The sequence below is a fragment of the Falsochrobactrum ovis genome, assembly GCF_003259955.1.
Classification (GTDB): domain Bacteria; phylum Pseudomonadota; class Alphaproteobacteria; order Rhizobiales; family Rhizobiaceae; genus Brucella; species Brucella ovis_A.
Window position 1 is genome coordinate 36,834 of the sequence record NZ_QLMK01000008.1, and the last position, 23,897, is coordinate 60,730.

The following is a 23,897-nucleotide window of genomic DNA, read 5'->3' on the forward strand; positions in this document are numbered from 1 at the left end:
ATGGCCCCGATTATCAAAATGCTATGGACGAGAAGAAAAGATAGCAGACGCCGAAATTGGACTGCCCTTTTCGAGCGCCCGGCGTAAGTGCGTCTGGATGTTGCTTGAACCGTCATCAGTAATGCACTTTCTTATCAATGAGGAAGGTTTGCATTCCCGAGAAGATCAGGACAAATACGAGAAAAACCAATGTCAGTGCAGCCGCATAGGCAGTCGAGAAATACTGAAAACCTTCAAGATAGATCGCGTAAAGAATGACTTCTGTCGATCCTTGTGGTCCGCCCCGCGTCATCGCGACAACCGTATCAAAGACTTTGAAAGCGGTGATCGAAGTGGTGATCAGCACGAACATGGTGGTCGGCCCGAGCATCGGCCAGGTTACGGTCAAAAAGCGGTCTATCGGACCTGCAATACCGTCTATTTCCGCAGCTTCGTAAAGGTCTTTAGGAATGGTGGAAAGCCCTGCAAGGAATAGCACCATATTAAAGCCAACCAACTGCCATATGCCAATGACCGCTAATGTGGGCAGTGCATAGACTGGATCACTCAAAAAGTTGATTGGTTGGAAGCCCATCATGGTGATGATTGCATTGATCGGCCCCAAGGAAGGATGGAGAAGAAATTTCCAAACCGAGGCCATTGCAATAAGCGTTGCTGTGACGGGTAGGAAGAATATCACTTCATAAATTGGTCGGCTCTTTGTGCGCCCATGCACCAAAAGGGCAAAAAGCAGTCCAAATCCCACGGAACCGGGAACGACAATGGCTACATAAATGAAGGTATTTACCATAGATCGCCGAAAGGCATCGTCTTGCATGGCGTTGGCAAAATTCTTCAAACCAATAAAATTCAACGACAAATCGCCAAACTGGTAGTCGGTGAGGCTCAGCACTGCCAGCACGAGTAATGGGATAATATGGAGCAATAAAAGGAGCAAAAATGCCGGGGCGGCAAATCCAAACCCTCTTATCTTTTCGATGAATTCCCGAAACGCCACATTGTTGTTTCTGGCTATACCAGCATTTTCAACCATGGCTCACTCTTCCCGATGCGGAGATTTTCTTGACTTCACCCTGCTGCTGAACCCGTTGGCCATCTGGTCCGAAGACATGACAAGATGCAGGTTCAAATGCCAGTCTTGCAGCTTCTCCCTCAGCCAAGTCCGGGAAACGAGCTTGGGTTCGCGTAACAAGCCCTGTTCCTTCCAGGCCCTTTACATCGAAATGGTAAAGCAGCTCCGCTCCAAGGTTTTCGATCCGGCGTAGGCAAGCCTCGAATGAATAACCAGTCTCTATCTCATCAGTTACAGGGTGGATGTTTAAATTTTCTGGCCGTATGCCGAGCGTTATTTGGGTGCCTTGGGGCAAATCAACGATGATACCAACATCTTTCCCTTCTATTTCAACCCGGCCAGACGATCCGACATGGGCAGGCATCGTATTGATAATGGGACTGCCAATAAAACGAGCTACTTCCAGATTAGCGGGCGTTTCATAAAGTTCGGCAGGAGTGCCAAGCTGTTGTATTCTCCCGCCATCCATCATTGCTACTCGATCTGACATGGTCATGGCTTCGACCTGGTCATGGGTGACATAGATGAAGGTGGCACCCATTCTCCGGTGCAGGTCTGTCAGTTCCGTACGCATATGGACGCGTAATTTGGCATCCAGATTGGATAAAGGTTCGTCCATCAGGAACGCGTAAGGATCCCGCACCATTGCTCGGCCCAGCGCTACGCGTTGTCGCTGCCCGCCTGAGAGTTGGGCTGGTTTGCGATGCAACAAAGTGTCGATTTTCAGCAATTCGGCAACGGATACAACCTGATCCGTAATTTCGCGCATCACGTTTCGCCGACGTGGCGAGAGATGCTTTATCAGAGGTAATCGTTCGAACAGGTTAAGTTTCTGCACCGTCAGCGGTACGGCGATATTATCGAAGACCGTCATATGCGGGTACAGCGCATAACTTTGGAAAACCATCGAAAGCTGGCGTTCGTGCGGACGCAAATGATCTACGGTTCGACCCTCTACCGCGATGGTTCCCGAAGTCTGGCGCTCAAGTCCCGCAATAATGCGGATCAGAGTAGATTTACCGCAGCCAGAAGGGCCCACAAGGGTGAGAAATTCGCCGTCACGAATGGAAATATTTATGTCCTCGAGAACCTTTTGGCTTCCGAATGACTTGGTGATATTTTGAATATCAACCTGCGACAAAGGCTTTCCTCCAATTGCCTTATCCACGCTCACGACCTTTATCGTTCCGAACGTGGTTTATGTTTACCGAGGTGGGTAGACTTCAGCGACGACATCATCGATCCACATCTCTTTGAGCTGTGGCAAGTGGATGCGTTCAAAAGTAACGTCCCGGCCAGAAAATATATATTTCACTGCTCCGAGTAGTTTTTCCCCACCAAGCGGGGGTTGCATTTGCGGGCCAACGACGAATGCCGCCGCAGGACACCAGACAAATTGTATGCCATCCAGCGTGAAATCATGGGAAAGATGTAGATGCCCGCTAGCAATCAGACCGACGTCGAAGCGTTCGGCTAGCTTGTGTAAACGAGCGCGGGGACCCGCTTTCACTGACCAATAGCCATTATCGGCATCGTTCCAATTATTGATAAAAAGAGGTTGATGGGTAAACCAAGCAATACGGCGGCCTTCGGCCTCACTCATCTGTTTTTCGAGCCAGCGGAATTGTGTTTCCTCTTCCGGGAGATCGGAGCTGAAAATCATCGAATTGAATCCGAGCAAGCGCCAGTCTTCAATATCTTTGACCCAATGATCAGCGCCAAAATAGCGGTTCCACCGATCCAACCTGTCTACATTAGTAGGCTGATGCTGATTCTTTGGTTCGCCAACGTCGTGGTTGCCCGGGGTTACGAGCAGAGGGGCTGCAAGCTCTTCCATAAGCTCAGTGCAAAATGAGAAATCCTCTTCCACATCGGCACCGTCGACGCTGATATCTCCCGTATGGATGATCAAATCAGGCGCTTGAGTGGAAAGCCAAGCAGCTAAAGGCTCCCAATTCTCGTTAAAATGAGTTTTGTCACGACCAAGATGCGTATCGGTAATTTGTATTACACAAACCATTACATTGGCACTCCGCTAACGGATATAGTGTCATGCGCTAATTTACATTTGTCTGTTAAGGTTTGCAAATGCACTGCTTGCTTTGCAGGATATTTTGATTCCATTTCGGACCTTAAATCTCGGTCTTTTAGCGCCGCCAAGCATGAGTAGCACATGGTCATTTTTTACCCAGCATAAGATTTATCGATTGTAGCGCGGCTGGCAGTTCGGCTGCGCCTTCGACAACGATTTGGGCGCCATCAGCAGATAGTAACGGCGCTCGACCGGGCCGCGGATCGAGCGGATCGACAAAACCTATCGCCATCATACCAGCCGAGACAGCCGCAGACACGCCATGGGGGCTATCGTCGATCATCACGCAGCGTTCAGGCCGCACACCGAATTTTTCCGCACATAGCTGAAGCAAGTCAGGGGCGGGCTTGGGTCTTGCGACCATTTCTGCGCTAAAAATATGAGGATCGAACTGATCCCACAGCGGTAGCCTACCCAGACTTTCGCGCAATCTCTCCAAAGTACTGTTTGAAGCAACGCATTTGGGCCGGTCGATACTGTTTACAATTTCGAAAATACCGGGCATCGGCTCAAGTGAGCGGGCAAACTCGGCAAAAAGCCCTGCATGCCAATTTTTAAACCGGGCGTCGATGTCCGTAAGGCCGTATTCCTTCTCGCATATGGCTCGGATGATAGATTCCGAACTGCCGGTAAATTTCACATGCGCCTCTTCCGCGGAAATGGAAACACCGGCATCCTGTAGCATTTCTGCCAGTGTCCGGCTTGCAATGGGTTCACTGTTGATTAGCACACCATCGCAATCGAAAATCACCAGGTCGATATTATTAAGCGGGCCAATAGCCTCGGCATCTCTCTTCAACATATCAGCTAAGTTCGTCTCACACATTGCCGGTTTCCAACGGAACGCGATGTTTCATTGGCCCGTGATAGAGAGCACAGACCGAATTCGACACTTGTCGAATCCTGAGAGCATTTCGCGATTCCTCCTCACTTGCCGCAGAGTACTCATTATCTTTCATATGTAAACAGGCATTTACATATGAAAGATAATGATGGGCAGATGCACGCAGTTGAATTTCGTGCTACTCGCTGGAAATAATAATCCCGGCTTTCCGATCGTCCCTAGAACTCGACATGATTTGCGAGGACTGAATGACAAGCGACAGAGTTGTTTCCCGAATGATGGCTGCGTCCTCTGATGAGCAAATGCAGGTACGGGTGGTTTGGCTTTATTATATGGAAGGCTGCACTCAGTTAGAGATTGCAGATATGCTTTCAACCAATCGTTTGCGTGTAAACAAGATCATTGCCGAAGCGCGCAAGTCAGGATTGGTAACAATAACTCTAAATTCGAAGCTAAAATCCTGTGTCGAGCTTGAACAGCAGCTCATGGCAGAGTTTTCCCTCAACCATGTAACGATCATCCCCACTCCGGAAAATCCAAAGTTAATTCCGGCGCTGTTGGGCCAGGCGACAGCGGATTATCTTGTGCAGCAGATCAATACGACAAAAATTACCGGCCTTGGCGTCGGCTGGGGCGCGACGCTGCGGGAAATGGTCAGGTGTATACCGGCATTAAAACGACCGGAAATATGCGTTAATTCGGTTATGGGCGGGCTTACTCATGGTATTGAAATCAATACATTCGATATAGCGAGCGATTTGGCGCGCCAGTTGAATGCTCAATGTGCATATCTTGCGGCACCAATTTACGCTGGAAGCGCGCGGTCGCGCGATGCGATTATAAGTCAGGATGTTTTCGAAGAAGCTTTTCGCCGTATTAAGACCAATGATATAATGGTTCTTACCATAGGAGATATGACAGATAGTTCGCTCCTGATGCGCTATGGTCTTCCAACCGATGTGACAGTGGATGAACTTTTGGCTGCGGGCGCATGTGGCGACGTTGTTGCGCAATTTATCGATTGCTACGGAAAGCCTATCAAACATTCCATCAATGAACGTGCTATTGCTCCCTCATTCGAGGAGCTCCGAAAAGTCCCACGAGTTGTTTTCACCTCGGGGGGATTAAACAAAGCTAATGCCATTGCGGCAGTTCTTCTTGCGGGAATCGGCAATGTGCTTTTTTGTGATGAAAAGACAGCCCGGCGCGCGAGAAAAATTGCTCTAAGGCTCAAAAAGCAGCAGCGCGGCTAACCGATGCGATTTTGCAATAGAGCGTGATCTTAATAGGATTTCATTTAAAGTAGTCACAATAGGGACATTGTATTCTTCAGCCACTCCCTTTCGTACTCGGCATAAAGCGAAGATTCAGCTTGGTAAATCTTGCCTCTGATGGCAGGGAGATGTGCACCGGCAAGCAGGCCAGCCCCAAGTGACGTGCCGGTGGACCCTCTTATCGCTTCCACCGATTTACGCGAAAAATTTGCCAGTGCCTGAGTATAGATAGGGTTCGCGGCAAAAGGCCCTTCTACGATGATCGGACCGCAAGCACCCAATAATTGCAGGCAGGTGCGCGTCATCAGCGCGGCATAGAGAGAGGCGGCGACATAGAGTTCTGACTGGCTTGCGGTGCTAGAGTTAAGCCAGCGCAGATGTGAATTTGGATAAGGGCCGCAGCCTGGTACCGCCGAAGGCACAGCCATGATGCGCTTTTCTATTACCTGTGAAATGAGTTGCGCAAGATCGGCGCCCACTGGCAGTTTGGGCTTTAATCCTTCGGTCATAAGCTCAAATTCGCGACCACCCATATAGCGGGCCGAAGGAATAGCTTTTCCATAAGCATCAATATTGGCGAGCATATCCCGCTTTGGATCCAGCCTGTCCAAATCGCCACCAACGGCAAAGCTGACAATCCAGGTTCCGGATGACACGACTGAAAATGGTTGCTTCCGGCTCATCAAATGTGGAAGCAAAGAAGCATTGGAATCATGAATGCCACAATGAACTGGAATAGGTTTTTCCAGTCCGATTTTCGCAGCTATTTCCGGTAAAACGAGACCAAGCCTGTCAAAAGCGGAGCGCAAAGGTGGGATTTTATCGCGGATATTCAACCGGTCCACAAGTGATGAGAATTTTGCTGACTTTGGAAGCCATAAATCGGTATGACAGCCAAGCGAGGTAATTTCAGTTGCTGCGCAGCCGGTTAGCCGCCATGCCCAATATTGCGGATAGGTAAGAAGAAATTTGGCCTGAGCGAATTCAGCAGGAAAAGTTTTACTTAGAAAATAAAGTTGTAATCCTAAATTTAAACCATGGGATAAAGAAGGCGAGTAGGTTTCTTTAAAATCTGGCTTGATAGCTTTATATTCGTTGCGGATTTCGTCAGTAAAATTGAATTCATAATCCAGCATGGGCAAAGCCAGATTGCCATCCTCTCTAACGAGAACTGCTGATGCTCCATGCGTTGTGATTGAGATGGAATCAAATCCCGGGTCATGGGCGAAAGAAGTAAGACTTTTTAAAAAAAATCGCCATAATGCTTCAATATCGTAATGCGGATACGGGCCAGAGTGCACCACCGCGTTGGGTATGCGTTGAGATGCAATTTCTTCGCCGGAACTGGCATCCAGAACGACTAGTTTTGCATTTGTTTTGCCTATATCGAGAATGGCGATATGTTTCATGGCATATGAAAAACGGGTTTGAGGTCAATGGAAGCTGGCGAATTATCGGGATTTGTCGCCATAATGTCCGCCATATAAGCCCACCATTTTTTCATTACTGGATGATCGGGCAGGGCGGACATTTTATGATCTGCTGTGCGTGTCAGCACACCAAATAGGCAATTGGTTTCTTCGTCAAAATAGATGGAATAATCTGAAATGCCGGCGTCCCGTAGGAGAGAAACGAGCTCTGGCCATATATTATCGTGACGACGCCGATATTCTGCTTCCATTCCGGCATTAAGCTTCATCCGAAATGCATAACGTTCTTGTGTCATTCTGCACGCCTCACTTTGAATTGCCTAAGAATGGTAGGCAGTGAAATTGTGATGATCAGTAGCAAGCCAATGAAGATTGACATCACAATGCCCGGTACGTTGAGCAAGCCGAGGCCAAAAGTGACCAGCCCCATAACAAATGCGGCGATCACCACGCCGAAAATTGTGCCTGAGCCGCCCAAGATTGAGACACCGCCAAGCACGACCATAGTTATAATTTCCAATTCCCATCCTTGTGCGATGGATGGGCGGGTAGACCCTAAACGCGAGGTGAGGCAGACGGCAGCAATTCCGCTCATAAGCCCGGTGAGCAGAAATAGGGTAAATTTCGTTCTTTCGACGGGAATGCCTGAAAACCGGGCTGCGAACTCATTGTTGCCTATGGCATAGACACGTCTACCGAAGCTGGTTGCGTGGAGCAGAACCCCAAAAACGACCGCAAAAAGCACAAATAATGCGAATTCAAACGAGATAACCCAAAAAATATAGCCCTGGCCAAAATAGGCGAAACTTTCTGGATAACCACCAAAAGCCTTATCGCCGAGAACAATATAGGAAATGCCTCGAAACAGGCTCATCGTGCCAATGGTCACGACAATTGAAGGTAGTCTCAGGCCAGAAACTAGACCACCATTCACCGCGCCGCAAATCAGACCCGTCCCGATGCCAATCATCGCCAAGCCAGATGTGCCGACGCCTAGCTGAGCAGCAGCGCCCATGGCTGTTGATGCAAGTGCGATAATGGCGGCAACCGATAGGTCGATTTCCCCAGAGATGATGAGCAGTGTCATCGCAAAAGCGATCATTGCTTTCTCTGTGAAATTAAAGGTCGCATCTGAAAGGTTCCAGGCATTTAGAAAGTAAGGGGAAGCGAAAGAATTGATGATAAAAATCGCTATCGCAACGCTTAGCAATAGCATTTCCCAGCTTCCGAAAAAGCGCGACAGAGGTGTGCCCAAGCGATCAGGAATATAACGGTGCTGCTCGTTACTCATGTGGCTGCCTCCTCGTAAGTTTTTGCCGCCTTATCGCGCAATATGATGCGGCCGCTCCGCTTTTCTTGTCGCGCATTAAAGATGACGGCAAGGATGATCACGGAACCTGAAATCGCCATCTGCCAGAAGGGAGAAATGTTAATTACAGGGAGAGCGTTTTTGATTATGCCAAGGAACAACGCGCCCAGCACAGCGCCAGCAACGGAGCCAATGCCGCCGAGTATGGAAATCCCGCCAATAACACAGGCTGCAACGCTGTCTAGCTCAAAACCAGCGGCGATATCGACAGAAGCGACGGCATAGCGCGAGACCCAAAGATAACCGCATAGCCCAGCCAAAGCGCCGGAAAGCACAAAGGCAAAGAACCGAGTGCGCCCGACATCAATGCCGGTATAAACAGCGGCTGTGGGGTTTCCACCAGATGCGTATAGCGCGCGCCCGAAAAAACTGCGTGTCATGATGATATGGATTGCAATTATGATGAAAATTGCGGTCCAGCCGAGTAATGGAAGGCCGAATAATAGGCTTCGCGGCGTATTAAGAAAGGATGCGGTCATCTGGTGGGCATTCACCCAGGAGCCGCCGGAAAGAACAAAGGCCATGCCACGGTAGATCGTAAGTGTGCCGAGCGTCACCACGATTGCCGGAATATTGAGTTTCCATACAAGAATTCCGTTGATGGCCCCAAGAATCGCGCCAATTCCTATCGCTGAGATGATCAGAAAAACTAACGGTAGTTCGGGAAAAGCTGCGTTTAGCATCGCGACTGCCATGCCGGTAAAGGCAAGATTTGCGGCAACCGACAAGTCAATCGCCTTGGTGAGAATGACAGCCATTTGCCCAAGTGCGATAATGATCAAGATTGAGGTATCGTTAAAAATAATTGCAAGGTTACTCGGACTAGCAAAGCCCGGCGCGCGACTGGCAAAAAGCCCTATCATAACTCCAATGATGATAAGGAGCAGAAGTTCACGCTGCTTGAGCAACTGTTTCATTGACTACCCCACATTTCCAGTTGCTGCACGTACCAGCAATTCTGCGTCAAGAGTGGCACGTTCAAAAACGCCCTCCATCAACCCTTCGCGCATGACAATGACGCGGTCAGACATGCCAATTATTTCCTGCAGCTCCGATGAGATCATAATAATGCTGAGACCCTCAGCCGCGAGTTCACTTATGAAAGCGTGCACAGCCGCCTTCGAGCCGATATCGATACCTTTGGTGGGTTCATCAAGAATGACGACTTTCGGATTTGTGGCCAACCATTTGCCAATCACCACCTTTTGCTGATTGCCGCCCGACAAGGTGCCTACCGGCACCGAGAGAGCGGCCGCACGTAAATCGAAACGTTCAGCATATTTGCGCGTGAGCGACAGTTCTTCTGCCATCCGCAAAAAACCTTGACGGGAGGTGCGAGATAGTGAGGGCAGAGAGATGTTTTGATAGATAGGGAGTTGAAGTATCGCGCCGTGTCGGCCGCGTTCTTCAGGCACATAGACGATGCCATTGGCCACGGCGTCTCCCGGGCGACGGATGCTGATCTCGCGCCCTTCCAGCACCACCTTGCCGGTCGATGGCTGCGTTATGCCAAAAAGGGATTGTGCAAACTCGGACCGACCAGCACCAACAAGACCATAAAATCCTAGGATTTCGCCTTTTCGCAACTCAAAAGAAATGTCTCTAAATTCAGTCGGATGCGAATAGTTTTCCACCCTTAAAACGGGCTTTCCGATCTTCACATTTTGTTTCGGAAATGCTTGCTCTACCGTTCTTCCGACCATCATACGCACGATATCATTCTGCGTGGTGCCGGCTAAAGCCCCGCTGCCAACGGCTTGCCCATCACGAAAGACAGCGTAATTATCTGCTATTTCATAGACTTCATCGAATTTGTGGCTGATGAAAAGGATTGCCTTTCCCTGTGATTTCAGTCGGTCCACTATTCGGAACAGATCCTCGATTTCTTTGTGCGAAAGAGCCGCGGTGGGCTCATCCATAATGACGATACGCGCATCAACCGAAAGTGCGCGCGCAATCGCTACGAGGTGACGCTGAGCTATTGAAAGTTCTTTGAGTTTGATCCGCGCATCCACTGTTGTTTCCAGCGAGGATAGCAAGGCTTGTGAGCGCGCAAACACAGCTTTCCAATTAACGAAGCCCAATTTTGTACGCGGCGCATGACCAAGATAAATATTTTCACCGACCGACAACTCATCGAAAAGCACGGTCTCTTGATGAATTGCGGTGACGCCGTGATTGGTTGCATCTTGTGCGGAGTTGAAATTGACAGGCTTGTTATCGATGCGGATTTCACCACCGTCGGGCTGATAAATTCCTGTCAGGATCTTAACCAGCGTGGATTTGCCCGCGCCATTTTCGCCGATTAATGCAGTTACTTTGCCGGGATAAAGCGCAATATTGACGTTATCCAGTGCTCGCACACCGGGAAAAGTCTTGGTGATACCGCGCATTTCAAGAAGCGGCGTGTTTGAAACAGCCGCTCCCGGGCGCTCGGCAGTTTGAAAAGCTGCATTCATCGCAATACCTGAAGTCAAATCACAACTGTCTAAATCAGTTGAGTGAAAAGGCGGAATGCTTGGGCGCATCCCGCCTAGCTGGATTAAAAAATCTTGGAGAATTCATCGATGTTGGTTTCGTCATAGACGAAAGGATCACTCATCGCGGCTTCACCATTTTCGCCGATTTTAATTTTACCCATCCGCCCGGCTTCTATTTCTGAGCCTGGCTTGCCGTCTGTCTCGCCTTTGACAAGACGATAGGCAATTTGGGTGGCAGAATAGCCCAGATCAATAGGATTCCAGATTGCAAATTCCTTGGTCGCACCAGACTTGATGGCTCCAGCCATTTCTGATGGAAGACCCAGGCCAGTTACGTAAACTTCGCCAATTTTCCCTGCATCTTTCACCGCTTGTGAGGCGGCAAGTACCCCCACTGTTGTAGGTGCTACAATAACTTTCACATTGGGATGTGAGGTCAGCAATCCTTGCGCTTCACGATAGCTTTTATCGGCTAGATCATCGCCATAGACTGTCGTAACCAGATTAAGACCCGGGAAATCGCCGAGCTGTTTCTTCATCTCGTCGATCCAGATATTCTGGTTTGTCGAAGTGGTGGTCGCCGACAGAATTGCAAAATCTCCCTTACCATCGGGAAGGTGACTTGCTGCGAGCTGAAGGCACATTTTACCAATCAGTTCATTTGAAGATGGGTTGAGGTGCACGATGCGGCCTTCAGGTGCGACACCAGAATCCCAAGAGATTACTTTGATGCCGCGCTGCGCTGCTTTCTTCAAAGCAGGAACGACCGCATCCGGATCATTGGCTGAAATAGCAATAGCGTCCACGCCCTGCGCGATCAGCGAGTTGATAACCTCGATTTGGCCCTCAGCCGTCGTAGAGGTTGGGCCAGTATAAATAATTTCGACACCGCCCAACTCTTCTGCTGCCTCCTGCGCACCCTTATTTGCAGCTTCAAAGAAGCCATTACCAAGGGATTTGGCGACAAGCGCGATTTTCATATCTGCAGCTTGTGCGGAATTTGCCATGAAAGCCACCGCTAAAGCTGTGCCAATTGCTAATGCTTTAAATAATTTCATGTCTTGTTCCTCCCAGTAAAGACATCAGTTTATTCTATCCGCTCAGGCCAGTTCTACCGAACCTCCATGTGAATCAGCCTTCCCGGTATTAGCGGATCCTTGCGCAATAATGAGCTTGATACCCGCATTCTCCACCATGCGCCGCGCCTCATCGGAGATGCCATCATCTGTAATCAGCGTGCTTACACGCTCAAGCGGGCAAAGTATGAGACTGGTGCGACGCGTGAATTTTGTTGAATCGACCATCAAAACAAGCTCGTCTGCTTGGCCCATCAGCTTTTGTTCGCTCTGGATGATCAGCGCATCCGATTCCATCACCCCCAAAGGGCCGATGCCTTGGCAGCCCATAAACATACGCCGTGCGTAAAAATTGCGGATAACGTCGTTGTCAAAGGGCGAAAGAATCAAGCTCTGGTCGCGATAGATAGCTCCACCGGGTACAATCACGGTGCTTTTCGACTGCCGCAACAAATGTTCGGCGATGGCAAAAGAATTGGTAAGAACCTGCAAGCGACGCAATGCGAGAAAATGAACCATCTGAAAAGTCGTGGAGCCGCCATTGATGATGATGCTGTCGCCTTCTTCACACAGCGCTACGGCTTCGCGAGCGATCACACGTTTTAGATCAAGATTTTCGGATTCCGAGACTTTGAACGGGCGACCGGTGAGAGTTCCAAATTGTGGGGGGTGAATGGCCTCCGCGCCACCACGAACGCGTTTGATCCTGCCTTGATTGTGGAGCGATGCAATATCTCGACGCAATGTAGCAACCGACGCCTCCGTCAGCTCCACTAGATCCTGAATGGTTATCACCGGTTTTTCCTGAACTGCGCTCAGAATAATGCGGTGGCGTTCGCGTTCGTGCATGGCTCCTCCTTATTTGTGTATCGGGCATAAATACCGCTCTTGTCAATCACAAACAATCAAACTTGATCGATATTATAAGGTTAATGATTGTTTTTGACTGTTTCTGATTGACTCTAATTCTTTTAATACGTCATATTCGCCTCAAAGCAATATCGCTTGCGGCGGAGTCTAAAGACGCATAGCGATCTGCCAGTGATGTTTGGGAGGAGAATAAGGTGGCTCAAAGCAGAATTCTCGAAAATAGATGGGATGATGCCAAAGCGGCTATTATGGATGAGCCAGGCAAGCTGCTCTATCGTTCAAATCTGCTTGGTGCCGACAAGCGTATTACCAATTATGGCGGCGGGAATACGTCAGCAAAAGTAGAAGAAACCGATCCTTTGACCGGTGAGGAGGTAACGGTTCTCTGGGTTAAGGGGTCCGGTGGCGATGTTGGAACCATGCAACTGGATGGCTTTGCCACATTATATCAGGAAAAACTTCAATCATTGAAGTCCATCTATAAAGGTGTTGAAGATGAAGACCGTATGGTTGGTTTCCTTCCGCATTGCACCTTTAATCTCAACCCGCGAGCGGCTTCGATTGATACGCCACTGCATGGATTTGTACCGTTTCGCCATGTGGATCATATGCACCCTGATGCAATCATTGCAATTGCAGCGTCTAAAAACTCGCGCAGCTTGACCAAGGAAATTTTTGGCGATGAAATCGGATGGCTGCCTTGGCGGAGACCTGGCTTTCAGCTCGGTCTGGATTTGGAGGCGTTTGTAAAAGCCAATCCTAATGCTAAGGGCGTTATCCTCGAAAGCCATGGTCTATTTACTTGGGCTGACGACGCCAAAACTTGCTACGAAACCACGCTTTCAACAATTAACAAGGCTATTCAATGGCTTGACGCGCAGACCGCAGGCAAGCCTGCTTTCGGGGGCGCAGCTTTCCAAAGTCTTTCGGCATCCCAAAGACGCGCCATTGTCGCCCGTCTCATGCCTGAGATCCGCGGACTTATTGGTCAGAATGAACGAAAGCTCGGGCATTTTGACGATCAAGATGCAGTGCTTGAATTCGTCAATTCCAAAGATTTGCGCAAGCTCGCAGCGCTTGGAACATCCTGTCCGGACCATTTTTTGCGCACCAAAATCCGGCCGCTGGTTGTTGATTTTAACCCGGCCAAGCCTGATGTCGATCTTGTAATCTCTAAATTGGAAGATGCGCTTGAAGCATATCGCAATGATTATGAGCGCTATTATGAGGCATGCAAGCACGATAATTCGCCCAAAATGCGTGATCCTAACCCGGTGATTTTCCTAATCCCGGGCGTGGGAATGCTATCTTTTGCACGTGACAAGGCGACTGCGCGTATTGCAGCCGAATTTTATGTCAACGCTATTAATGTGATGCGTGGGGCTTCCAGCGTCTCGGAATATCAAGGCTTACCGGAACAAGAAGCTTTCAATATCGAGTACTGGCTGCTCGAAGAGGCCAAGTTACAGCGAATGCCGAAGCCGAAAAGCCTTGCTGGACGCGCTGCATTTATAACGGGCGGCGCAGGCGGCATCGGATTTGCCACAGCTGAACGCTTGGCGGGGGAGGGAGCTTGCGTGGTTCTTGCTGATATTGACGCAATATCGCTCAAATCCGCTCATGAGCGGCTGGCTGAGCGATTTGGCCCCGATCAAGTTAGCAGTATTGTGATGAATGTGACCGATGAAAATGCGGTTGCGCATGCCTTTAGTGAAGCAATCATTCAATTTGGTGGCATTGATATTTTGGTTTCCAACGCCGGGATTGCGTCTTCAGCTTCCATCGAGACGACTGAATTGAGTGCGTGGAACCGCAATATGGATATTCTGGCAACTGGATATTTCCTTGTTTCGCGTGAGGCTTTTCGTCTGTTCCGCCGCCAGAAAATTGGCGGCAATGTGGTCTTCGTCGCGTCCAAAAACGGTCTTGCCGCATCTCCCAATGCGGCTGCCTATTGCACGGCCAAGGCTGCCGAAATTCATCTTGCGCGCTGCTTAGCGCTGGAAGGTGCTGAGGCCGGTATTCGAGTGAATGTGGTCAATCCAGACGCGGTGCTACGAGGGTCAAAAATCTGGGATGGAGAATGGCGCGAGCAGCGCGCTGTTTCATCCAATATCGAGGTTTCTGAGCTGGAAGAGCATTATCGCAAGCGCTCAATGCTCAAACAAAATGTTTTCCCGGAAGATATTGCCGAGGCCATCTATTTTCTTGCCAGCGATGCATCGGCCAAATCCACCGGGAATATTATCAATGTCGACGCAGGAAACCAGCAAAGCTTCCCGCGTTGATCGCGAAAATCACAGCAGAAATGAGGCCATGTTCCACAATGAAAAACTGGTCTCATAATGAAAAATCTGGGCAATCTGGGAGGAAATATGTCCGAGCATCTTATTCCGGCTGACTTTATTGCCGAGCATAATTCCGGTTTCGACCGTGCTTTAAATAGCGACTATCAGGCGCTTGGAGAGCAGCTTTTGCGTCGCGGCATTGAGATCGACAAAATTACCGACAAAGTGGCGGAATATTTTGTTGCAGTGCCTTCATGGAGCACCGTGACCGGGGGCACTCGTTTCGGACGATTTCCGGGTAAGGGCGAGCCGCGAAGTATTTTTGACAAGCTAGATGACTGTGCCATTATCAATCAGCTTAGTCGTGCAACTCCCACTGTATCCTTGCATATACCCTGGGATAAAGCCGATCCTAAACAGTTAAAAACGCATGCAGATGCGCTGGGATTGTCTTTCGATACTATAAATTCCAATACATTTGCCGATACGAGTGAACAGAAATTGTCCTATAAATTCGGATCGCTAACACATGTCGATAAAGCTGTTCGCGAACAGGCGATTGAACATAATCTTGAATGTATCGAAATCGGACAAGCAGTAGGTTCAAACGGGCTGACGGTGTGGATAGGGGACGGATCTAATTTTCCTGGTCAGCAGAATTTTACCCGTGCTTTTGAGCGCTATCTTGATTCCATGGCTAAGGTCTACCAAGCGTTGCCCGATGATTGGCGAGTTTTTACAGAGCATAAAATGTATGAGCCCGCCTTCTACTCTACAGTGGTGCAGGATTGGGGGACCAGCTATCTGATCGCATCCACATTAGGGCCTAAAGCACAATGTCTGGTTGATCTTGGCCATCATGCACCGAACACCAATATCGAAATGATCGTTGCGCGGCTTATCCAATTCGAAAAACTTGGTGGTTTCCATTTTAACGATAGTAAATATGGAGACGATGATCTGGATGCTGGTTCGATTGATCCCTATCGGTTATTTTTGGTTTTTAATGAGCTTGTGGATGCTGAATATCGCGGGGTAAAAAATTTCAGTCCGGCACATATGATTGATCAGTGCCATAATGTTACTGACCCGTTAGAAAGCCTGATTTCATCCGCTAATGAAATCCGCCGCGCCTATGCGCAAGCTCTGCTGGTGGACCGTGAAGCTTTGGAGGCTTATCAGGAAGAAAATGACGCCCTTATGGCGACGGATGTTTTGAAAAGAGCCTATCGTACCGATGTTGAACCAATTTTGGCAGAAGCGCGCCGCCGCGCCGGAGGTGCGATAGAACCAATCGCGGCTTTCCGGGCGAGCGGTTACAGAGAAAAACTCGCAAAGCAACGCCCCGAAAGCAAAGGCGATAGTGGGTCTTTCAATTAAATAGCTGGTTTAACTACTCAATATACCGGCTGGAGGAATCGTTTCTGATGGGCATTTTTGATGCTCATTCAGTAATTGTGCTATTTACATGGCAGCGTTCGACATTCCACAGCAGGCTGGGGTCTCCCCTAGTTAACGGTTAGGGCTCTAAGGGGCGAGACGGATTTTTTCGCACCGCCTCGCCCCTGCTCAAACCGAATTTTCTAGTCAGTGCGGATGAAATATGTTCTATCCGCTTTCGCCCTCAATAAGTTTCATCGGCCAGATGATCTGTTTTTCTTGAGCTGGATAGGCAGAACTGTATAACGGCATCGTGGAGAGCAATAATTGGCCAACTGAGACGCCTAATTCGTGCAACGATAGCCGAAAGCTTGTCAGCGCTGGTTGCAGGAAGCGACCACGCGGCTCTTCGCGAAAGCCTATCACTGCAATATCCGTTCCGGGAGAAACGCTTGCTTCTTCAAGCCGCCTGTATAATCCCAGCGCCATAAGGTCATAAATTAGCACAATTGCGGTTGGGCGCGGTTTCATTTGAAGCAGTTCACTTCCTGCGTGATAGCCACCCTGTTCGCTTGATTTTGCGCGTATAATCAGAGATGGATCAAATGAAATTTCATTTTCGGCAAGGCCCATTTTATAGCCATCAAGGAAAAGATAGCCGAGATTAGTCTCGTCGTCAGGGACTGCGAGAGCTATGCACTTGTGCCCGTTGGCTACAAGCCGATTGACGGCAGATCGCGCCACCCCTTCAAAGTCCAAATCAATCCATGCATGGGAACCGCCCGACTGTGAGCGTCCGAGAGCAACGAACGGCAGCCGTGCACGAATCAGAAAATCGATACGTCGGTCGATGCGTTTGGTCGAAGAAATGATCATAGCGTCCACTATACGACGGGCGACCATACGTTTGATGTATTCGTCGCTATCTTCTCCTTCAGGACAGGGAAGAATAATAAGATCAAGATTGTGTTGCGATAACACACTCTGAAGCCCGTCCGTCAGCCCTATGAAGAAATTGTCTGAATTCTCAGCGGATTCCGGTGTGCTCCCCGTCATAAGCCCGACAACATTGGTCACGCCTTGCCGCAGGCTGCGCCCCGACTGATTGGCAACATAACCCAGAGCTTCCGCCGCTTCGAGCACACGCTGACGCGTTTTTGCGCTGACGTCCGGCTTCCCGTTCAGCGCTCGTGAAACAGTGCCGATCGAAATATTCAGATGCTCTGCAAGCTGGCGTATGCCGCTCATTATTATTCCCTCCCAAATAGTATTTTCCCGTTCTGTTATTCAGCTCTTGACACATATAGCATTAATCTCATAGCGTCGTAAACGTTTACAGGTCGTGCGCATTAAGGAGAATGCGCGCTGTAATCGGGAGGAAATCGTGACATTGAATGCCGTTATATGCGGGTGCGGAGCTATGGCTAAGGGATGGCTGCGCGCAATTGGATCGTCTCCGGAATTGTCCTCAGCGATCCGCGTTGTTGGGCTGGTTGATCTGCGCCGGGAAATAGCGGAACAGCTAGCGGAAGAGTTTGACCTGTCCGACGCAATCATAGGGTCTGATCTTGCGGAAATCCTCAGGCTTACAAATGCCGATATTCTGTTTGATATTGTTGTCCCCGCGGCGCGCTTTTCAGTTGTTTCGACCGGCCTAGCGGCAGGATGTCATGTGCTGAGCGAAAAGCCGATGGCGTCATCGCTCACTGAAGCAAATCAGCTGATTGATCTGGCAAATAAGTCCGGAAAAGTTCACGCTGTTGTACAAAACAGACGTTTTATCAAGGAGATACGCCGTTTGCGGCGTGCCGTGGAAGAGGGTTTGATTGGCGAACTCTCCGCCATACATTGTGATTTTTTTATCGGTCCACACTTTGGTGGATTTCGAGAAGAAATGCAAAATGTGTTGCTTCTCGATATGGCGATACATACTTTCGATGCGGCAAGGTTTGTGGCGGGAGAGAAGCCTGAAGCGGTCTATTGTCTTGAAACCAATCCGGCGGGGTCGTGGTATACGCATGGTGCGGCAGCCAATGCGATTTTTGAATTTTCCAACAGTGTGGTGTTTACGTATCGCGGCTCGTGGTGCGCCGAAGGAGAGCGGACGAGCTGGGAAAGTTGCTGGCGTCTCGTCGGTTCAAAAGGAATGATTACCTGGGATGGTGAGAACGAGCCTCGTGCCACCGTCGCGGGTAATGAAGAGGGGCTCTTAAAGGGCTTTGATACCGTAAACGTTTCTGAATCCATAAACGAACAGGAAACACATGGTCACGCGAGTGTTATCTCGTCGTTTCTGCATGCAATCCATAACGGAACGGTGCCCGAAACCGCGTCCGTCGACAATATCAACAGTCTGGCGATGGTGATTGGCGCGATTGAAAGTGCACGTCTGCATCAACGCGTAACAATCGCAACATGAGGTGCAAATAATGAGTAATCCGGTAAAGTCCATTCGCATCGGCACGATGGTTAACGGAACTAAGGGTGACGCCGCAAAGCGTATCGCGCAGATCGCTGATCTGGGTTTCGAGAGCTTTCAGCCCTTTTTCTGGCAAACGACAAATGGTCAGGATTTAGCAGAGCTAGGCAAACGCTGTATTGAGGCGATTGGCGATCGTGATATTACGATATCTACGCTTGGCATGTTCGGCAATCCTTTGGAAAGAACTGATATTGATCTTGAAACCCTACAAGGTTGGAAAGATTGCATCGACAATGCACATCACTTCGGTGCCACATGTGTTGCGGGCTTTACAGGCCGTATACGCGGTAAACCACTGACGGACAGTCTGCCGCGCTATAAGGAAATTTGGAGCGAGCTTGGTAAGCGGGCTGCTGATAAGGGGATCAAAATCGCATTTGAAAATTGTGCAATGGACGGCAATTGGGCAACCGGTGATTGGAATATCGCTCATAACCCAGATGCTTGGGAACTGATGTTCAATGAGACCCCCGATGATCACATTGGTATCGAATGGGAGCCATGCCACCAGATGGTTTATCTTATCGATCCGATACCGCAGATCCGCAAATGGGCCAGTAAAATTTTCCATGTCCATGGCAAAGATGCGACTATTCGCTGGGACGTCATTAGAGAGCATGGAATTTTCGGGAAAGAAAAATTTGTTTTCATGCGGACGCCGGGCTTTGGCGACACGAACTGGACAGATGTTATTTCAGAATTGCGTCTGGCTGGCTGGTCGGGATCAATAGACATCGAAGGTTGGCACGATCCGGTTTATCGGGATGAACTTGAAATGACCGGACAGGTGCATGCGATGAACTATCTCAAAAATTGCCGTGGCGGAACTTTCATCGCTGACCCCGAATAACCGACCGGTACGGCTTGACAAATAAGCGGCCAGAGGAGCGGTCGCTTATTTAGAACAGATTTTGGTAATGCGGGCACAATCTAGGATAAATCATGCTCTGCTTTTAAAAGGTTAGAACGACTTGTGTGAAGTCCTGCGGAGCATCGGAGTTCTAATTCTGTGACACGAGAACCAAAGAGGAGGAGACTATGGGGATCGTAAAATACCTGATTGCTGGGGCTGTGGCATTTTCCAGCATTTCGTTCGTCGGATCTTCCGCTCAGGCGCAAGAGGTGACTATTAACGTATGGGCCGTGGACAGAGACAGCCAGCCAACCCCGAATTTAGCGAAAGCATTCAATAAACTGAACAATGGTATTCGGGTCGAGTTCCGTGAGGTCCCGTTTGATGACCTCACCAGCGAAGCCATGCGGGCATATACAACAGGTAATGCGCCTGACGTTATTGCTATTGATAATCCGTACCACGCTATGTTTGCGGCACGAAACGCCTTCCTTGATCTGACCGATAAAATTGCGGCATCAGATGTTGTGAGAACCGAGAACTATTTTCCGGGGCCACTGAAGTCGACGATGTGGGATGGCAAATATTTTGGTGTTCCCAAAGCTACCAACACCATAGCGCTCTATTACAACAAAGATATGTTTAAAGCTGCTGGTCTTGATCCTAATAGTCCGCCTCAAACCTGGGATGAACTTTATGAAGTCTCGCGTAAGCTAACGGATGCCTCAAAGGGCATATACGGCCTAGCGTTTTCTGCAAAGGCCAATGAGGAAGGAACATTCCAGTTTTTGCCATGGGTGCAGATGGGGGGCGGTTCTTATAGCAATATCAATGCGGACGGCGCTGTGGAGGCGCTGGAATTGTGGCAGAAGATTATATCCGAAAAACTCGCTTCCCCGGATACGCTAACCCGTAGCCAATGGGATGCCACTGCCACATTCAATGCGGGGAATGCGGCTATGGCAATTTCTGGCCCATGGGAGATCGATCGTATGGTGCAAGACGCAAAATTTGACTGGGGTGTAGCACTACTTCCCGTACCGAGTGCAGATGCTCCGCGATCATCGGCTATGGGAGATTACAACTGGGCGATTTTCTCCAACAGCAAGCATCCGAACGAGGCATTCAAGGTAATTGAATATTTCGTGTCTCAGGACAAGGATATGTTTGGCAATTTTGGGCAGTTGCCTGCTCGCTCTGATATCCCCGCGCCGACGACGGGTAACGAAAAGAAGGACGCAGCTCTTAAAGTCTTTGTTGAGCAGTTGCAATATGCCCAACCCCGTGGGCCATCGCCCGAATGGCCAAAGATTTCCAAAGCTGTGCAGGATGCTATTCAGGCTGCCCTGACCGGGCAAATGTCGTCAAAAGAAGCGCTCGATCAGGCTGCTGAAAAGATCAAGCGCATCGAAGGCTGACTCTGAAGCTGGCCATACTTGGACGGCCAGCTTTTCTCAAAAAACGACCTTTATCCTCCCGGAGGGCTGCCCGTCGTTTGACGATGGGTGGCCCGACCGGAACAAAGGGGTGTCCGATGAAGAAAATATTTTCCAGCATAAGAGATGGTCGCGGCTTCGATATAGCATTAGTAGCCGTACCGTTTGCATTTCTCTTTGCGCTGGCTGGCTTGCCGCTTTTCTACAACGTTATCATGAGTTTTCAGGAAGTCGACATGTTCAGTCTTGGCACATTTGCCAGACCTTTTGTTGGCTTTAAGAATTATATTGACTTGTTCCGACAGCCAGAAACCTTACCGATCCTGTTCAATACGCTCATTTTTGTTGTCGCATCCATCGCAGGTCAATTTGTGATCGGCTTCGGATTGGCTCTTTTCTTCTGGACAAATTTTCCGGGATCGACCTGGTTGCGTGGCTTATTTCTCGTCTCATGGGTTATGCCGGGTCTGGTCGTTGGTGCCGTATGGAATTGGATATTGTCTGGTGATTTCGGGGTGCTTAATTTTCTGCTGCGTGAAAGTGGAATTATTGACAGCAATATTTTCTGGCGCTCGGATCCCGACTTTTCATTATGGTCGGTTGTTATAGCTAATGTTTGGCTCGGCACATCATTCAATATGATATTGCTGTCAGTTGGATTGGCTGCGATACCTGCCGATCTCTATGAAGCAGCAGAATTGGACGGCGCAAATGCCTGGCAACGATTTTACACGATAACCTTGCCGATGATGCGCTCTACAATTGGCGCCATCATCGCATTGGGGCTGATTTTTACCCTACAGCAATTTGATCTTTTCGCAGCTATTACCGATGGTGGGCCGAATAATACATCGAATGTTGCTCAATACTGGGCGTGGGACTTGTCATTCCGTCAATATGACTTTGGTAAAGGTGCCACTATTTCGGTTATTATGATTGTTTTCGTTATGCTTGCGTCTGCTATTTATGTGCGCTCAACCCGTCATGAGGTGCGCGGATGAGTATGAAAAGTCGCAATCGCATCATGCTCTTGATCGCTCTTGTGTTGGCGGCGATCTATCTTTTCCCGCTTTACTGGATGTATATAACATCTCTTAAAACTGGTTCGGAAATGTTTGCCAATCCTCCGACGCTTCTGCCGCATTCAGCGCAATGGGATACATATTGCCATGTCTGGCAAAGCCGAAATATGGGGCGCTATCTTTGGAACTCCACCATCATAGCTTTAGGCGCGGTTAGCCTGATTACAATCCTCGGTGTAGGCTGCGCGTATGTGCTTGCGCGGTATCGTAATGTCTGGGTCGATATTGGGCTGTTTCTCATTCTGATGTTTCAGGTTTTGCCAGCGTCCCTTATGATTACTCCGATTTTTGTCGGTTTTTCTCAGCTTGGCCTTCTTGGCTATCCCCGATTTGCTGTTGTACTTGCGATTGCCGCAAAAAGCATGCCGTTTTTTGTGGTTTTGGTGAGGGCGACGTTCATGGCTGTGCCGCAGGAACTTGAGGAGGCTGCGCTTGTAGACGGTAATTCGCGGGTAGGGGCCTTTTTTTATATTGTATTGCCGCTCGCCCGTAATGGAATTCTTGTCAGCGCGATCCTGATTTTCATGCAGGCTTTTGGCGAATTCGTCTATTCGAAATCGATCATTCAAGCGGTGGAGCTACAACCGGCAAGTGTTGGTCTTAATTCTTTCATGGGTCCCAATACAAGTGAATGGAATAATATCATGGCTTACGCGGCCATGTATGTGACTCCCATTCTTGCTCTGTTCATCCTCTTGCAGCGCCGCATCGTATCCGGCCTAACCTCGGGAGCGCTCAAATGATCCTGCAGATCGAATTATCCAACGTAAACAAATATTATGGTAATTTTCACGCCCTAAAGAATATCAATCTAGCTATCGAGAAAGGCACATTCGTAGCTCTTGTCGGGCCATCAGGCTGCGGTAAGTCTACTCTGCTGCGCTCGCTTGCCGGACTGGAAAGCATTTCCGCAGGAGACGTGCGGATCGCGGGCGCTCTGATGAACGGTGTACCGCCCCGCAAACGCGATGTAGCTATGGTTTTCCAATCCTACGCACTCTATCCGCACATGACGGTTGAGCAGAATCTTACTTATTCCCTGAAGGTACGAGGTGTGAATAAGGCAGATGCACGCAAGGCTGCGGAAGACGTGGCCGCAACAACTGGCCTTTCCCATCTTATGAAACGGTATCCGCGCGAGTTGTCGGGTGGCCAGCGGCAGCGTGTTGCAATGAGCCGCGCGATTATTCGAAATCCGCAGGCTTTCTTGTTTGATGAACCACTATCAAATCTTGATGCAGCCTTGCGTGTACACATGCGTAAGGAAATCCGCGCATTGCATGATCGGCTGCATGCGACATCAGTTTATGTAACACATGATCAAATTGAAGCCATGACCATGGCTGACCATGTGGTAGTGATGAAAGATGGCGTGATTGAACAGCAAGGTGCCCCTATTGAGCTTTATGAAAAGCCGGTCAACCGCTTCGTAGCCGGTTTTATCGGCTCGCCAGCGATGAATTTTATTCCTGCAACTGTTGGTGCAGATGGACAAGCGCTGATGCTGGAACTCGGCGCAGGAGCGGAAAAGCCATTGCGTTCGCCCCAGGCTTTACGCCCGGGCCAGAGGCTTATTGTAGGAGTTCGGCCAGAACATATTAGTCTGGCCCCATGGGGTGATGGACGTCTCAATCTTGAAGTGTCAATTGTCGAAACAACAGGCTCATCGACATATGTTTCCTTTCGGACAGATCCCGAAGTTTCTTTTGTCCATCAGGGACAGAGCAATGTCAGGGTAGGCGATCAGGTTGGGCTTTCATTTGATTTGTCCGTCATGCATCTGTTTGATGAACAGACCGGACATCGCATCTGAACTCAAGAAAGTTGCGCAGATCGCAGTTGCTTCAGCGGCTAAGGGAGGTTCCAAGT

The 23,897-nt window shown here is 49.3% G+C and carries 21 protein-coding genes; 9 read left to right on the forward strand and 12 right to left on the reverse strand.

The features are described from left to right. Positions 1-115: 115 nt before the first annotated feature. The 4 genes from C7374_RS10515 to C7374_RS10530 all read right to left on the reverse strand — a co-directional run bounded on the left by C7374_RS10515 (position 116) and on the right by C7374_RS10530 (position 3,990). Positions 116-1,033 (reverse strand): carbohydrate ABC transporter permease, encoded by a 918-nt coding sequence (locus C7374_RS10515; RefSeq protein WP_111575586.1) that lies wholly within the window; start codon positions 1,031-1,033, stop codon positions 116-118. Beyond that, positions 1,026-2,246 carry an ABC transporter ATP-binding protein gene (locus C7374_RS10520; protein WP_245412627.1) on the reverse strand — a complete coding sequence of 407 codons (1,221 nt, stop codon included), beginning with the start codon at positions 2,244-2,246 and terminating at the stop codon, positions 1,026-1,028. The genes C7374_RS10515 and C7374_RS10520 overlap by 8 nt, the downstream gene beginning before the upstream one ends. Positions 2,247-2,276: 30 nt before the next feature. Beyond that, positions 2,277-3,092 (reverse strand): metallophosphoesterase family protein, encoded by an 816-nt coding sequence (locus C7374_RS10525; protein ID WP_111575587.1) that lies wholly within the window; start codon positions 3,090-3,092, stop codon positions 2,277-2,279. Positions 3,093-3,249: 157 nt separating this feature from the next. After that, a complete protein-coding gene (locus C7374_RS10530) occupies positions 3,250-3,990 on the reverse strand; it encodes an HAD family hydrolase (protein ID WP_374850442.1) in 741 nt (246 codons plus the stop codon). Positions 3,991-4,256: 266 nt separating this feature from the next. Here C7374_RS10530 and C7374_RS10535 point away from each other — a divergent pair, with 266 nt between their 5' ends. Next, positions 4,257-5,261, forward strand: coding sequence for a sugar-binding transcriptional regulator (locus tag C7374_RS10535; RefSeq protein WP_111575588.1), 1,005 nt, complete (start codon positions 4,257-4,259; stop codon positions 5,259-5,261). Between the two features lie 53 nt (positions 5,262-5,314). On the opposite strand, the gene C7374_RS10540 is transcribed toward C7374_RS10535, so the two are convergent. The 7 genes from C7374_RS10540 to C7374_RS10570 all read right to left on the reverse strand — a co-directional run bounded on the left by C7374_RS10540 (position 5,315) and on the right by C7374_RS10570 (position 12,486). Further along, positions 5,315-6,691, reverse strand: a complete 1,377-nt coding sequence (locus C7374_RS10540; protein WP_111575589.1) for an FGGY-family carbohydrate kinase — start codon at positions 6,689-6,691, stop codon at positions 5,315-5,317. Then, positions 6,688-7,008, reverse strand: a complete 321-nt coding sequence (rhaM, locus tag C7374_RS10545; protein ID WP_111575590.1) for an L-rhamnose mutarotase — start codon at positions 7,006-7,008, stop codon at positions 6,688-6,690. Before rhaM ends, C7374_RS10540 begins: the two co-directional genes overlap by 4 nt. Then, positions 7,005-8,003: an ABC transporter permease gene (locus C7374_RS10550; protein WP_111575591.1), complete on the reverse strand. Its 999-nt coding sequence runs from the start codon at positions 8,001-8,003 to the stop codon at positions 7,005-7,007. The genes rhaM and C7374_RS10550 overlap by 4 nt, the downstream gene beginning before the upstream one ends. Then, complete coding sequence (locus C7374_RS10555; protein WP_111575592.1) at positions 8,000-8,998, reverse strand: ABC transporter permease; 999 nt, start codon at positions 8,996-8,998, stop codon at positions 8,000-8,002. The genes C7374_RS10550 and C7374_RS10555 overlap by 4 nt, the downstream gene beginning before the upstream one ends. Before the next feature lie 3 nt (positions 8,999-9,001). After that, positions 9,002-10,540: a sugar ABC transporter ATP-binding protein gene (locus C7374_RS10560; RefSeq protein ID WP_111575646.1), complete on the reverse strand. Its 1,539-nt coding sequence runs from the start codon at positions 10,538-10,540 to the stop codon at positions 9,002-9,004. 83 nt (positions 10,541-10,623) lie between these two features. Further along, positions 10,624-11,619, reverse strand: a complete 996-nt coding sequence (gene rhaS / locus C7374_RS10565) for a rhamnose ABC transporter substrate-binding protein (protein ID WP_111575593.1) — start codon at positions 11,617-11,619, stop codon at positions 10,624-10,626. A gap of 42 nt (positions 11,620-11,661) precedes the next feature. Beyond that, positions 11,662-12,486: a DeoR/GlpR family DNA-binding transcription regulator gene (locus C7374_RS10570; RefSeq protein WP_111575594.1), complete on the reverse strand. Its 825-nt coding sequence runs from the start codon at positions 12,484-12,486 to the stop codon at positions 11,662-11,664. 269 nt (positions 12,487-12,755) lie between these two features. On the opposite strand from C7374_RS10570, the gene C7374_RS10575 reads away from it, so the two are divergent. Next, the gene (locus tag C7374_RS10575; RefSeq protein WP_245412636.1) at positions 12,756-14,795 is read left to right on the forward strand and encodes a bifunctional rhamnulose-1-phosphate aldolase/short-chain dehydrogenase; all 2,040 of its coding nucleotides are present in this window, start codon (positions 12,756-12,758) and stop codon (positions 14,793-14,795) included. Between the two features lie 87 nt (positions 14,796-14,882). Then, complete coding sequence (gene rhaI / locus C7374_RS10580; protein WP_111575647.1) at positions 14,883-16,175, forward strand: L-rhamnose catabolism isomerase; 1,293 nt, start codon at positions 14,883-14,885, stop codon at positions 16,173-16,175. A 228-nt stretch (positions 16,176-16,403) separates the two neighbouring features. Here rhaI and C7374_RS10585 read toward each other — a convergent pair whose 3' ends face one another. Further along, positions 16,404-17,423, reverse strand: coding sequence for a LacI family DNA-binding transcriptional regulator (locus C7374_RS10585; RefSeq protein WP_111575596.1), 1,020 nt, complete (start codon positions 17,421-17,423; stop codon positions 16,404-16,406). 136 nt (positions 17,424-17,559) lie between these two features. Between C7374_RS10585 and C7374_RS10590 the strand changes: the two genes are divergently transcribed. The 6 genes from C7374_RS10590 to C7374_RS10615 all read left to right on the forward strand — a co-directional run bounded on the left by C7374_RS10590 (position 17,560) and on the right by C7374_RS10615 (position 23,841). Continuing rightward, positions 17,560-18,594, forward strand: coding sequence for a Gfo/Idh/MocA family protein (locus C7374_RS10590; protein WP_111575597.1), 1,035 nt, complete (start codon positions 17,560-17,562; stop codon positions 18,592-18,594). A gap of 10 nt (positions 18,595-18,604) precedes the next feature. Further along, positions 18,605-19,507: a sugar phosphate isomerase/epimerase family protein gene (locus tag C7374_RS10595; RefSeq protein ID WP_111575598.1), complete on the forward strand. Its 903-nt coding sequence runs from the start codon at positions 18,605-18,607 to the stop codon at positions 19,505-19,507. Between the two features lie 188 nt (positions 19,508-19,695). Further along, the gene (locus C7374_RS10600; protein ID WP_111575599.1) at positions 19,696-20,928 is read left to right on the forward strand and encodes an ABC transporter substrate-binding protein; all 1,233 of its coding nucleotides are present in this window, start codon (positions 19,696-19,698) and stop codon (positions 20,926-20,928) included. Between the two features lie 116 nt (positions 20,929-21,044). Further along, positions 21,045-21,947: a carbohydrate ABC transporter permease gene (locus C7374_RS10605; RefSeq protein WP_111575600.1), complete on the forward strand. Its 903-nt coding sequence runs from the start codon at positions 21,045-21,047 to the stop codon at positions 21,945-21,947. Further along, positions 21,944-22,771 carry a carbohydrate ABC transporter permease gene (locus C7374_RS10610; protein ID WP_111575601.1) on the forward strand — a complete coding sequence of 276 codons (828 nt, stop codon included), beginning with the start codon at positions 21,944-21,946 and terminating at the stop codon, positions 22,769-22,771. The genes C7374_RS10605 and C7374_RS10610 overlap by 4 nt, the downstream gene beginning before the upstream one ends. Beyond that, positions 22,768-23,841, forward strand: coding sequence for an ABC transporter ATP-binding protein (locus C7374_RS10615; RefSeq protein WP_111575602.1), 1,074 nt, complete (start codon positions 22,768-22,770; stop codon positions 23,839-23,841). The genes C7374_RS10610 and C7374_RS10615 overlap by 4 nt, the downstream gene beginning before the upstream one ends. Positions 23,842-23,897: the final 56 nt, after the last annotated feature.